The organism is Secundilactobacillus pentosiphilus (genome assembly GCF_002217985.1).
In the GTDB taxonomy this organism is placed as follows: Bacteria; Bacillota; Bacilli; order Lactobacillales; family Lactobacillaceae; genus Secundilactobacillus; species Secundilactobacillus pentosiphilus.
Window position 1 is genome coordinate 53,073 of the sequence record NZ_BCMI01000016.1, and the last position, 12,204, is coordinate 65,276.

Consider the following 12,204-nt stretch of genomic DNA (forward strand, 5'->3'; position numbering starts at 1 on the left):
CAATATATGGTTGCAGGAGCCGATACAACCCTATATTATGTATTTGTATACCAAAAAAAGTAACCATATATAGATATGTCGTTACAGTTGGAGTGATCGGAATGCAGGAACCAAAAGAATTAACAATAGAAACGTTAACCGTTCTCAAACGCGACGGCCGTTCCGTTAAGTTCGATACGAAAAAAATCGAACGAGCAATTAAACGGGCAGCTATCTCAGTTGATTCAGAGCTAACGGATAATGATCAGCACGCCATTGATGACGTGGTGGAAGCTGTTTTGACTGAAATCAGCAGCCGATTCAAAGAAAACGTCAAGATTTACGAAATTCAAAGCATTGTTGAACATGAGCTGATGGAACGTCAGCAACTTGATTGGGCCAAAGCCTACATTAATTACCGTGCTCAAAAGGACCTTAAGCGCAATCAAGCTACGGATATTAACTTTACGATTCAGAAGTTGCTGCATAAAGACAAAAATGTGGTTAACGAAAATGCTAACAAGGACAGTCACGTTTTCAACACTCAGCGTGATTTAACAGCCGGTACAGTTGCCAGAAGCATGGGATTAAAAATGTTGCCGCCGAAAGTTGCTAACGCGCATTTAAAGGGCGATATTCACTGGCATGATTTAGACTATCAACCATACAGTCCGATGACAAACTGCTGCCTGATTGATTTTAAAGAGATGCTGAACCATGGTTTTAAGATTGGAAACGCCGAAGTTGAACCGCCGCACTCCATTCAAACGGCTACGGCCCAGATGTCACAAATCATTGCTAACGTTGCTTCCAGTCAATACGGTGGCTGTTCAGCTGACCGGGTTGATCAGTTGCTGGCACCCTTTGCATTGAAGAACTACGACAAACACATGGTAGATGCCAAGCAGTGGATCGACGGCGAAGACCGTCAGAAGGCTTTTGCTAAGCAAAAGACGATTAAAGATATTGATGACGCCATGCAGGCGCTGGAATACGAAATCAACACGCTGTACTCATCACAGGGACAAACACCATTTACAACACTTGGTTTTGGCTTAGGAACTAGCTGGGTTGAACGTGAGATTCAAAAAGCCATTTTGCACGTTCGTATCGAAGGTTTAGGTAAGGAGAAACGGACTGCTATCTTCCCTAAGCTGGTCTTTACGATTAAGCGCGGCCTCAACTTGAACCCAGAAGATCCAAACTACGATATCAAAGAATTAGCCGTTGAATGTGCAACCAAGCGGATGTACCCCGATGTTTTAATGTACGATAAAATCGTCGAACTCACCGGCTCCTTCAAAGCACCGATGGGCTGCCGGAGTTTCTTACAGGGCTGGAAAGACGAAAACGGCAAGGAAGTGAATGCCGGGCGGATGAATCTCGGTGTTGTCACCTTGAATCTGCCCCGAATTGCACTTGAATCAAAGGGTGATAAGGATAAGTTCTGGTCCATTCTAAAAGAACGGTTGGGCATCTGCAAAGAAGCACTGGTCTTTAAAGTTAACCGTGCTAAGCAGGCCACACCGCAGAACGCACCGATTCTTTACCAATATGGGGCTTTCGGCAAGCGGTTAAAGCCAACTGATTCCGTGGACGAATTGTTTAAGAACCGCCGTGCAACGGTTTCACTGGGCTACATTGGCCTTTATGAAGTCGGCACTGTTTTCTATGGCCCAACGTGGGAGCACAATCCTGAAGCTAAGCAATTTACCATTGATGTAGTCAAGAAACTTTATAATAGCTGCAAGGATTGGGAGAACCAGTACGGCTATCACTTCAGTGTTTACGCAACACCTGCTGAAAGTTTAACCAACACGTTCTGCCAGGCTGATATTAAGAAGTTCGGTCGTATCAAAGACGTTACGGATAAGGAATATTATACGAATAGTTTCCACTATGATGTTCGTAAGGCACCAACCCCATTTGAGAAAATTGATTTTGAAAAGGACTACCCGCCATACAGTGCTGGCGGCTTCATCCACTATTGCGAATATCCAAACTTGAAGCAAAATCCTAAAGCACTAGAAGCTGTTTGGGACTATGCTTATGACCGAATCGGCTATTTAGGGACTAACACGCCAATTGATCAATGCTTCAAGTGCGGTTTCAAAGGTGAATTTAAACCAACGGCGCGCGGTTTCGAATGTCCAAAGTGCGGTAATACGGACCCCGCTACTTGTGACGTGGTTAAGCGGACTTGCGGTTATTTGGGTAACCCTAATCAGCGGCCAATGGTTCACGGTCGGCACGTTGAAATTGCCAGCCGGGTCAAGCACATGACTTTAGGGAACGATAACAACAATATTGCAAGACAGTAAGGGTGACGATATGCAGACGAAAAAGGTGAGATTGCCAAAAAATCCGCAACCAAAAGAGTGGCTGGCGGATGACTTAAGTGAGCAGCGGATTGCCAGTTATAAACCATTCAACTTTGTGGATGGTGAGGGCGTCCGGTGCAGCCTGTACGTGAGTGGCTGCAAGTTTAGCTGTCCAGGCTGCTATAACAAGATTGCACAAAGTTTCCACTACGGCACACCCTATACGAAAGAGTTGGAAGATCAGATCATTAAAGATTTAAGTCAGCCTTATGTTCAGGGGTTGACGTTGCTGGGTGGTGAGCCGTTTCTAAATACGCAGGTCTGCAACCACTTGTGTCACCGAATCCGTCAAGAATTCGGTCACGACAAGGATATCTGGAGTTGGACAGGTTATAAGTGGGACGAACTCATGAAGGAGTCCGACGATAAAAAGGAACTGCTTAATTTAATTGATATCTTAGTAGATGGTAGATTTTTACAGGCTAAAATGGATCTGACGTTGCAGTTCCGCGGCAGCAGTAATCAACGCATTATTAATGTGCCTGAATCACTGAAGAGTGGCAAGGTTGTGATTTGGGATAGGTTAGTAAAGTAGAGCGTGGAACAACACGGGTTGATTCCAGAATATAAGGCACAAAAATAAGGTTCCCTGGTTTTGGGAACCTTATTTTTGTGCCTTATATGGCCGGAATCAGTGTTGTGGAGCGCGTTTCGGCAAGATAGCAGTAAACAGCTTCCCCTGAACTATGGAGGACTTGCCTGATTATCGTTATACGGCCGGAGCCAGTGTTGCGGAGCGCGTTTCGGCAAGATAGCAGTAAACAGCTTCCCCTGAACTATGGGGGACTTGCCTGATTATCGTTATACGGCCGGAGCCAGTGTTGTGGAGCGCGTTTCGGCAAGATAGCAGTGAACAGCTTCCCCTGAACTATGGGGGACTTGCCTGATTATCGTTATACGGCCGGAGCCAGTCTAGGATATTATTTCTCCTGAAAAACTTATGTTTCCAGCGAAAGTGTAGTAAGCTGAAAAAGGAAAGACTACGGGAGGGAAGTTATTTTGAGTAAGTATCGGTTACAGGCCATTGTTTTTGTACTGGTTGCGTTCATGTTAGGGTGTAATGAGTTCATGGTTGTGGGAATTTTGTCCGATATTGCTAGTCATCTGCACGTTTCCATTGCAGCAGTTGGTTATCTGGTGACGATTTTTGCCATGGTGTATGCCGTCAGTACACCGTTTATCACGATTTTAACCAGTAAATATAGTCGTTATAAGACGCTATTAGTCTTAATTGTCATTTTCTTAATTGGGAATACGTTAAGCGGTTTTGCCACCGATTATTGGTCCATGCTGGTATCGCGAGTGGTCACGGCTTCCGTTGCGGGATCAATTATTTCACTGATCATGACGTTTACCACCACGGTGGCTCCGCGAGAAAAGCGTGCAAGCTTAGTTTCGTGGGTGTTTGCCGGGTTTAGTATTGCCTCGGTTATTGGCGTGCCAATTGGCACCACGATCAGTACAAATTACAGTTGGCGGTACGCTTTTTTTGCGGTTTCGGGGATTACCGTCATCATTTTCTTCCTATTATTGTGGTTATTACCCAAACACGTTAAACAAGTTCAAGGATCAATTAAAGGCCAGCTGAGCCTATTAAAAGATCGTCGCATTTACATTGCCATTATTCTGGTGCTCTTCACGGCGGCGACGATGTACGGTTACTATACTTATATTCGGCCACTGCTGACAACTGCCTTGGGCTTCAGTAATGCCAGCTTAAATATCCTGCTCTTTATTATTGGGATCATGAGTATTATTAGTAATCGCTGGTCGGGTTCAATTGCTGAAAGAGGCGGGTTACGTGGGATGCCTAAATACTACGTTGCCGATATTATTTTACTCGTCCTGTTACCGTTAGCACTGGGGACTAAAGTTTCGGGCTTAGCAGTGCTGTTAATTCTCACCTTGATTGTGACGCTGATAAATTCACCGATTCAAATTCATTTTCTTAATACAGCTGAACGGGAATACCCGCAGTCACTGGTGTTAGCATCTTCATTAAATTCAATTTTCTTTAATTTCGGCATTTCACTGGGATCTGCCACATCGTCAGTTCTGGTGGGAACGGTTGGATTGAAGAATATTAGTTTGGGCTCAGCCGTTTACGCACTGTTCTCATTGGCGCTGATTATTACACTGAACCGGGTAATCAAGGCCCAAAAGCAAACTAGTAAAGTGAGTCAGCCTAATTAAAAAGAAAAGTCTGTGTCTGTGACTTAAGTTTATGTCGATAAGGATTCCAGTTGATTTCTTGACTAAAGCACAGCTTAAAATATACGCTGGTTCAATACTGAAATATAGCCTTAGACTGCTCCACAACTTAGATTCCGGTCATATAATGCCAAAATGCACCATCCCAATAAAAACCATTGGGATGGTGCATTTTGACATTATATTCTGGAATCTACCGAGTTGTGTCACACCCTCAGACTTTTTTATAACTTAGGCAATGCCTTCAAGATTGCTAGGTTCCTCTAAGTAAGGAATGTAGAAAGCTGGGGATGCCTTTTTATTGGCAGCAGTGACCGTATAAGTTAGTTTCGGTTTATATTGGGCTAGTGATAATTTAAAAGATGCTCGTTTACCGTTGCCGGTATTTTGACTCTTGAGCAGCTTTTTACCGCTATAAATGCGTACGGTTCGGTGTGAATCCAATGTGTTGACGGCTATGGTTGCATCTGACTTTGTTCGAACTTCGCCAAAATTGATAATATCATTAGTGGCATAAGCTGAGCGGGTCAGCTTTTTAACCTGAGTAACCGGTTGGTGCTTGCTAGTGGTGCCGTAGAGTTCAAAGGTTTGGTAGCCAGTGAACTTATAGTTCAGCTCGTAAGTCTTCTTCTTTAATTTATAGTAGCTCGTGTGGTGGTTATACCTCACTGCGAGCAACTTTGCCGATGTTGGCGCTATAATCTGCGCATTTAATCGAGACGATGCGTACATTATTTTCTGAGTGCTAAGCTTAGGCAAGGACTTTGCAGAAGCTGATGAAGAAGTGACGAACACGCCTCCAAGCAGTACCAGAAACAGGCCGGCAATAAACAGTATTTTTCGCATGCACTCTCCTTAATATGACAAATGAAAATAACAGACAAACGTGATGATATCATATTTACGGTATATCGTAAAGATAAAACTCGTATACAAAAGATGTATATAAGTGTGCCTAGTATGACAGGTTATCTCCGAGATTGCAAGGATTGGTACGGATTAAAAATAGGGTTAAAAAAGAATGCACTAACCGTCCCTAAAAGCTGATTTTTACCCATCTTGGCCGCCTAATGATGATTTTTCACAGACACTATTTGTTTACCATTGAGCTTAAAAAACTTATAATTAAATCAAAATGAACTAGGGGGAAAGTGGCATCATGGGAATGATAACAGCGATATTTTTACTCACTTTTATCAATGTCGGCTTCATTAGTGTCCTGCAACGGCTGATGCATGAGCTGGATCATGATATTGAGGGCAATAATCCTTCCCCGTGGCGAACGGAACTGCTGTACACGTTGTATTTTACAGCGGTAACGGCGTTCGTGTTTGTGATGGCTACTCGCTCTTCACCGCTGGAGCGGTTAATGTGGGTCAACTGTTCGCTGATCCTGATGATGAGTTATACGGATGCGGTAAAGACACGGCTTAACATCATTTTATCCCTAGTGTTGACGGTGGCTTTATTCTTCTTGGTGACAAGCTCTTTTAGTTTCTGGCCAATCTTTACGCTGCTAATTGGGATTAGCTTATTAATGATAGAGCGGCGGTGGTTTTTTCCTTTTGACCAACACCCCGTAGTCATTTTAGTTGTTAAGGATATCATCGGAGCGATATCGTGGGCGGGCCTCACGGTGATGCTTCATTTACCGCTAAAAGTGCCCATTAGTATGTATATTGTTTACCTAGTGGTGACCGCATTTCTTTATCGCTACATGGTCCTTATTCGGCGTGAGCATATTAATAATATTGATACAGCGCGGAACCTGCTTTATGATAATTTGACCCACTCGCGTAACTGGTTAAGTTTCCGGTCGGATGCTGAAGAGTATTTTCAAAATTACAGCGAGTTAAGTATTATTGCGATGGACATTGATAATTTTAAGCAAATTAATGATACTTATGGTCACTTAGCTGGCAACGCGACCTTGATTCAGTTTTCGAAGCAATTGGAAAAACTCCTCAGCCAACAAACGAACGGTGCGCGGCTTTATCGAACCGGTGGTGAAGAATTTACGATCCTTTACCCGGGGGTCACTGGAGAAGCAGTTGTCACAATTGCTGAAGAACTGCAGGATGCCGTTCATAATTTGCAGACTAAAACTGAAAAGGGTGAGCGAATCAGCGTCACCATTTCTATGGGAGTGGAAAATCGGCGTGAGTCTGATCGGAACGCTTTAGAAATTTTTAAGCGCGCAGATCAGCTTTTATACCAGTCCAAGCGAAGCGGTAAAAATCGAATTTCAATTGGTACAAAGCATTAAGTTTTGGTACAATGAAATTGGAAGTCAAAGTTCGTTTAACTTTTGTTAGAATACATGATGAGGGAGAGAATGAGTATGTCTGAAATGAATCCGAAAAAGTTTAAGCACATTTTGGTCGGGGTCGATGATTCACCGGATGCCCAGTTAGCTTTTCGGTATGCAATGAACCGAGCTAAGGACGATGATGCCGAAATGACGATTACTTCAATTCTTGAGTCCGATGATATGAATGTATACCAGGCTTTGAATAAAGACTTTGTGCACGGTCAGCGTGGCCAGTTGGAGAAGCATATTCTGGGATATCGGGATCTGGCACTGCGGTTTGGCATTAAGAACGTGAATGTCATTATTGGTGAAGGTGATCCCGGTGAAACCATTGTGAAACAAATTATTCCGCAAGTTAAACCCGATTTATTGATCGTGGGTTCGCTGTCTAAAAAAGGGATTCGGAAGCGGTTTGGTTCTCAAGCGGCTTATATGGCTAAATACGCACCGATCTCGGTACTAGTTATTCGGTAGTGATCCGTATTTTACGTTGAATTAAAAGAGATTGATTTTCCTTGAACTGGAAAATCAATCTCTTTTAATTTTGCCGTCCCTTAGTTTTCCAATACTTAGTCACGTAGTTATTTTGCCGGCTCACGTAATCAATCACCATAATGTCGGCCCTATCAATCAAAGTAGGTGCACCGAAGGAAACGGACTCAAAGTCCATTAACTGTAGGCCCAGCTGATATTGACTTACCATTGAAACCCGGCCGGTATAGATTTCCGGGGCAGTGATAACACTGATCAGTCGCTGCTCATCTTGGCATTCCGCCAAAAACTGATCGAGTGACTGCCAACTACCGGGAAGCTGTTCAGCAAGCTTGAACGCATCGAAAATGCCAATCGTCTGATTTTCTTTTATCATTGCCTGGCAGAAAGTTAAGTATCTTGAATCAGAAACGATTTTAGCGATGTGAGAACGAAAAACAATTTCAACACTGTCGACTTGACCGTTATCATCAATGGCGACAATCAGTAATTGATTCGGGTTTTCTGCGATAATTGTCCCCACGATGAAGGACTTATCATCATCCACTAAATAAATTTCTAGGAGTTTATTTGTCATCTTCCATTTCGCCTCGTTCCTTGGCTTCTTGATTGAGCTTTTGAGCTTTAGCAAAGTCTTCTGTCACAATGTAACTGCGAATCCCCCACCAATAGAAGCCGAGTGAGGCAATAATAATCACAACGAAGTCGAAGGGATATGGAATCCAGTTTTGCCCGTTAAATTGATGGCTGCCAATGTAGGACATGATTGAAATAAAAATCAGGTAACCGATCATCCAAGCACTAGCTTTAAAGGCTTGTTTAGTTGAGACGAACCGGTTGCGCCATTCATAATAGAAATAAAAGGGCAGACCCAGTAAAATGATAAAAATAACTTCAACGGTGGTGGGCCACATTGCCCAGTAGGTTGCTAATGAGGCTAGCACGAACGAAATCGGAGCGATCCATGGCAGTCGCTTAAGTCGGATCGGCCGGTAGAGCGTTGATCCCATTTTACGTAGGGAAACCGCGGTAACGGGGCCGGTGAGATAGGCAATTAGAGTGGCTGTTGACAGCACCGTGGCCAGTACCGCCCATGACCGGAAGACGGTGACCATGACCATACTTAAGACGGTATTGACCATCATTGCGTTACGCGGAATACCGTACTTTAGATTGATTTGGCCAAGAAAATGGGGAACGTGACGGTTACCTTCCATGGCAAACAGTGCTCGGGCGGTGTTGGCTACAAAGGAGACCCCGGTACCAAACGGTGAAACAAAGGCATCCATGTACAGCAGTACAGATAACCAGTGGATCCCTAATAGGATCGCCATGTCAGCGAACGGAGAATTAAAAACGATCCCGTGCCAGCCGGTAGCCGCGATCATTTTTGGCGGGATAGCCGTGATAAAAGTGCTTTGCAGAATCACGTACAAAATGCCGCTGATCAGTAAAGAAATGGTAATGCCACGACCAATATTTTTCTTAGGGTGCTCAATTTCACCGCCCATGTTAATGACCGTTTGAAAGGCATCAAACGAAAAGATAATACCGGCTGCCGAAGTGGCAGTAAAAATGGGTGCCGAGCCATAGGGCATGAACTGGTGCCAATTAGTGCCGTAGTTGCCTGGATGGAAACCTGACATTGTCAGCATCGCGATGGTCAGCAGCGGGATACCAATTTTAAAGACTGAAATCAAACTGGTGAACCGGGTTAAAATCGTTACTGACCAAAAATTCAGGGCCGTGAAGACGATAATAAAGCCAAACACTACGAAAAGCCCGCTATTGGTAATGACGCCGTTACTGAGAAAATGGTGGGTCCAGTGAGCCCATGACCATGGCCAGGTACTCATATACTGCACGGCAGCGACGGCTTCAATGGGAATCAGTGTGATCAAAGAGACCCAGTTCGCCCAGGCGGCAATGAACCCCAGCAGTGAACCGTGAGAGTATTGGGCGTATTTGCTCATGCCGCCCGATTCTGGGAACATGGCACCGATCTCAACGTAATCATAAGCGATTGAACCGATCACTAAGCCCCCGATGATCCAGGAAAAAATAGCGGCTGGGCCAGCAATTTTAGTGGCCTCCCACGAGCCGAACAGCCAGCCGGAGCCGATTAAGGACCCAAGTGCCAACATCACCAGTTGGAAGAGGTTTATTTTTTTGAATGTCGGTGCTTCCATATGTTTTCTCCCTTACTTTGATAGCTTAAACGTGATTACGGGTATGAAAGAAGGGCCGAATTGAAAGCCTGTCAATTCGACCCTTCCAGCTAATGTTGTGTGACAACTATTTGTCTTCTTGTTCCTGACTCATTTTTGTTTGGAAAGGACTTTCAATTTTCTGCCCTGGTTCGTTGGCGAGATTAGTGCGTACAACGAGAACATCACAAGAGGCGTTACGCGTGACAAAGTCTGTAACCGACCCGGTCATAACACGTTCTAGTGCTCCCATGCCAGTTGCGCCCATCATAATCAAGTCGTTGTGGTGTTCCTTAGTGAAATCTAGGGCAATGACCGTCTTGGGGTTACCAAAGCGGATATGCGTACTGATATCGGTTAAGTTGTATCGATCCTTGATCTGATCGACTAATTCAGTTAAATATTCAGTTGCATCTTCGACTAGTGAGTTGACAATGCTGCCGTTTGACAGACCACCGTAATAGTTAGACTGGTGGGTATCAATAATACTCAGCAGATCCAGGTGTGATTCGTTTCGAGTTGCGACGCCGATGGCTTTTGCCAGTGCTAATTCCGCAAATTTCGAAGTATCCAGCGGTACAGCTATCGATTTGTATTTTAACATGTCTTTTTCTCCCCTATGCTAAGCAGTATGTGCTTGAATTAATGAATCGGGTTTCAGTCGAATGCGGTCTTATGCGCGGCTTAAAACAACCTGGGTTGCTTCTGCTAGTACGTGTCCCTTCATGGCATCGTGTAATTCGTTGAGCCAAAAGCCGTCTTCCAACGGTAACTTATCATCTAAGGCGTAGACGGTCACAGTATAGCGGTGATTCTTATCTGGCGGAACGGGTCCCGTATAGTGCTGACTGGTTTGCTGATCTTGGCTATGAACTAAACGCCCTGCACTTGAATTGTTACCAAAGGTCATGGCAACTTCACCGCTTTGACTGGCGTTTTCCGGAATCGTTGTGAGATCACCAGGCAGGTTAGCAGCAACCCAGTGGATCCACGTAAACCCACTAACCGGAATGGCGTCATGGTCGATCATGGTTATCGCATACGTTTTGGTTCCTGCGGGGGTGTCCTTTATTTCAATTGGAAATGACCTCACTGGACCGTTATTGATTCGATACTTCTCTGGTGCGTATTTACCATAAATATCGGGTAAAAGACCATTTTGAACTGGCACTTTGATTTGCATCATCTCACGCTCCTTTGTCAAACTTGTTTCTATTATAACTCAAATTAATGGTAGCGAAACACCCACTGCTCAATGAGTCACTAAGTTGAAATAATCGTTGATAGTCTGCATTTCGCATTGCATTCAACGTTCGTCGCGGAGTATGCTGTGTCTAAACAATGTTAAGGTGGGAGCCGCAGTGGACGAGACAGAAAAAATTACAATTTTACAAAAACTGATTCAAATTAAGTCAGTCAACGGAAATGAAGCGGCTGTTGCACGTTATATCGCCTCGTTATTTGAGCCGTATCAGCAGTCGGCTAAAGTGGAATTTGTCACGTATTCACCAGGCCGCGATAATCTGGTGATTACGATTGGCAATCCCAATGGTAAACAACTGGGCTTATCAGGGCACGAAGATGTGGTTGATCCTGGTGAGCTGAGTACCTGGCATCACGATCCGTTTGCGGGAGAAATTGCGGCTGGCAATGTGTATGGCCGTGGCGCCTCTGATATGAAAAGCGGCTTGGCCGCGATTGTGATTGCCATGCTGGAATTGTTGGCAGACGGCACGCCTTTGAACGGGTCGATTCGGCTGCTGGCAACGGTGGGTGAAGAGACTGGCGAATATGGTGCAGCGCAATTAACGAAAGCGGGATATGCTGATCAGTTAGCTGCCTTAGTCATTGCGGAACCCACCGGTTTGGATAAAATTGCGTATACCGCTCGTGGCGTCATTGATTATCACGTGGACTCCATCGGCAAGTCGGTTCACAGTGCGCAGTCAGCTAAGGGAATCAATGCTATTGATAACCTGATCGTGTTTTATAACGAGGTTACTGAAATAATGCAGCGGTTGGATAAAATCGATCCTGTTTTGGGTGGGCTGCTGCACAACGTCGATCTGATTTCCGGCGGTGAACAAATTAACACGATTCCGGGTGAAGCCCGCTTGTCGGCTAACGTTCGTACCATCCCGGCGTACCCGAATCAAATGATATATGATATACTGGAAAAACTTGTCCATCGGCTCAATGACCGGGCGGGGTTTCAACTGAAAATTTCTTACAGTTATCCGGAAGAAGCTGTTCCGGGCCGTTCGAATGCACCGCTGGTTAAACTCGCACAAAAAATTGGTCACCGGGTGATCGGTAATCGGGTAATCCCGGTAGGCGCAGGCGGCGCCAGTGATGCTTCGGAATTTTTACGGGCGAAGTCTCGCTTCTCGGCCATTGTTTATGGGCCTGGGACGAATACGTCACATGAGCCGGATGAGTACATCGAAATTGAACAGTTTTTACAGGCAACGATGCTGTACCGGAATTTAGCGCTGGCGTTTTTGGCGGGCGAGGGTAATTAGCATTTGGATTTTCGTAAGTTTGCTTTTTTCCTGGTATATTGCCTAACTGGGTTCCAGAAAGCAGAGAGCTGCATGTAAGCCAACTAAGGCATAAATCCAAG

11 protein-coding genes are annotated in these 12,204 nt (G+C 44.8%); 6 read left to right on the top strand and 5 right to left on the bottom strand.

Features of this window, described 5'->3' with window-relative positions; translation table 11 throughout:
• Window positions 1-101 precede the first annotated feature (101 nt).
• From nrdD to CES81_RS08660, 3 genes are all read left to right on the top strand, one after another.
• Window positions 102-2,300 carry an anaerobic ribonucleoside-triphosphate reductase gene (nrdD, locus tag CES81_RS08650; protein ID WP_089088397.1) on the top strand — a complete coding sequence of 733 codons (2,199 nt, stop codon included), beginning with the start codon at window positions 102-104 and terminating at the stop codon, window positions 2,298-2,300.
• A gap of 10 nt (window positions 2,301-2,310) precedes the next feature.
• Window positions 2,311-2,895 (top strand): anaerobic ribonucleoside-triphosphate reductase activating protein, encoded by a 585-nt coding sequence (gene nrdG / locus CES81_RS08655; protein ID WP_089121436.1) that lies wholly within the window; start codon window positions 2,311-2,313, stop codon window positions 2,893-2,895.
• 464 nt (window positions 2,896-3,359) lie between these two features.
• Entirely contained in the window at window positions 3,360-4,553 is a 1,194-nt protein-coding gene (locus CES81_RS08660) for an MFS transporter (RefSeq protein WP_089121437.1), read from the top strand.
• 249 nt (window positions 4,554-4,802) lie between these two features.
• Here CES81_RS08660 and CES81_RS08665 read toward each other — a convergent pair whose 3' ends face one another.
• A complete protein-coding gene (locus CES81_RS08665; protein WP_089121438.1) occupies window positions 4,803-5,417 on the bottom strand; it encodes a hypothetical protein in 615 nt (204 codons plus the stop codon).
• 313 nt (window positions 5,418-5,730) lie between these two features.
• On the opposite strand from CES81_RS08665, the gene CES81_RS08670 reads away from it, so the two are divergent.
• Together CES81_RS08670 and CES81_RS08675 are read left to right on the top strand one after the other, a co-directional pair.
• Complete coding sequence (locus CES81_RS08670) at window positions 5,731-6,837, top strand: GGDEF domain-containing protein (protein WP_089121439.1); 1,107 nt, start codon at window positions 5,731-5,733, stop codon at window positions 6,835-6,837.
• A 75-nt stretch (window positions 6,838-6,912) separates the two neighbouring features.
• On the top strand, window positions 6,913-7,356 hold the full coding sequence (locus CES81_RS08675; RefSeq protein WP_089089253.1) for a universal stress protein: 444 nt from the start codon (window positions 6,913-6,915) through the stop codon (window positions 7,354-7,356).
• Window positions 7,357-7,420: 64 nt separating this feature from the next.
• Here the strand turns inward: CES81_RS08675 and CES81_RS08680 are convergent, their stop codons facing one another.
• The 4 genes from CES81_RS08680 to CES81_RS08695 all read right to left on the bottom strand — a co-directional run bounded on the left by CES81_RS08680 (window position 7,421) and on the right by CES81_RS08695 (window position 10,764).
• The gene (locus CES81_RS08680) at window positions 7,421-7,951 is read right to left on the bottom strand and encodes a hypothetical protein (RefSeq protein WP_089121440.1); all 531 of its coding nucleotides are present in this window, start codon (window positions 7,949-7,951) and stop codon (window positions 7,421-7,423) included.
• Complete coding sequence (locus CES81_RS08685; protein ID WP_089089251.1) at window positions 7,941-9,563, bottom strand: APC family permease; 1,623 nt, start codon at window positions 9,561-9,563, stop codon at window positions 7,941-7,943. Before CES81_RS08685 ends, CES81_RS08680 begins: the two co-directional genes overlap by 11 nt.
• 106 nt (window positions 9,564-9,669) lie before the next feature.
• Window positions 9,670-10,185 (bottom strand): universal stress protein, encoded by a 516-nt coding sequence (locus CES81_RS08690; protein ID WP_089089250.1) that lies wholly within the window; start codon window positions 10,183-10,185, stop codon window positions 9,670-9,672.
• 69 nt (window positions 10,186-10,254) lie between these two features.
• Window positions 10,255-10,764 (bottom strand): YbhB/YbcL family Raf kinase inhibitor-like protein, encoded by a 510-nt coding sequence (locus CES81_RS08695; protein ID WP_089089249.1) that lies wholly within the window; start codon window positions 10,762-10,764, stop codon window positions 10,255-10,257.
• A 178-nt stretch (window positions 10,765-10,942) separates the two neighbouring features.
• On the opposite strand from CES81_RS08695, the gene CES81_RS08700 reads away from it, so the two are divergent.
• Window positions 10,943-12,103, top strand: coding sequence for an ArgE/DapE family deacylase (locus tag CES81_RS08700; RefSeq protein WP_089121441.1), 1,161 nt, complete (start codon window positions 10,943-10,945; stop codon window positions 12,101-12,103).
• The last annotated feature ends 101 nt before the right edge of the window (window positions 12,104-12,204 follow it).

Excerpts from the sequence above, each read along its gene's own strand:
- nrdD (WP_089088397.1), top strand. The coding sequence starts at position 102 with ATGCAGGAACCAAAAGAATTAACAATAGAAACGTTAACCGTTCTCAAA.
- nrdG (WP_089121436.1), top strand. The coding sequence starts at position 2,311 with ATGCAGACGAAAAAGGTGAGATTGCCAAAAAATCCGCAACCAAAAGAG.
- CES81_RS08665 (WP_089121438.1), bottom strand. The coding sequence starts at position 5,417 with ATGCGAAAAATACTGTTTATTGCCGGCCTGTTTCTGGTACTGCTTGGA.
- CES81_RS08670 (WP_089121439.1), top strand. The coding sequence starts at position 5,731 with ATGGGAATGATAACAGCGATATTTTTACTCACTTTTATCAATGTCGGC.
- CES81_RS08675 (WP_089089253.1), top strand. The coding sequence starts at position 6,913 with ATGTCTGAAATGAATCCGAAAAAGTTTAAGCACATTTTGGTCGGGGTC.
- CES81_RS08680 (WP_089121440.1), bottom strand. The coding sequence starts at position 7,951 with ATGACAAATAAACTCCTAGAAATTTATTTAGTGGATGATGATAAGTCC.
- CES81_RS08685 (WP_089089251.1), bottom strand. The coding sequence starts at position 9,563 with ATGGAAGCACCGACATTCAAAAAAATAAACCTCTTCCAACTGGTGATG.
- CES81_RS08690 (WP_089089250.1), bottom strand. The coding sequence starts at position 10,185 with ATGTTAAAATACAAATCGATAGCTGTACCGCTGGATACTTCGAAATTT.
- CES81_RS08695 (WP_089089249.1), bottom strand. The coding sequence starts at position 10,764 with ATGCAAATCAAAGTGCCAGTTCAAAATGGTCTTTTACCCGATATTTAT.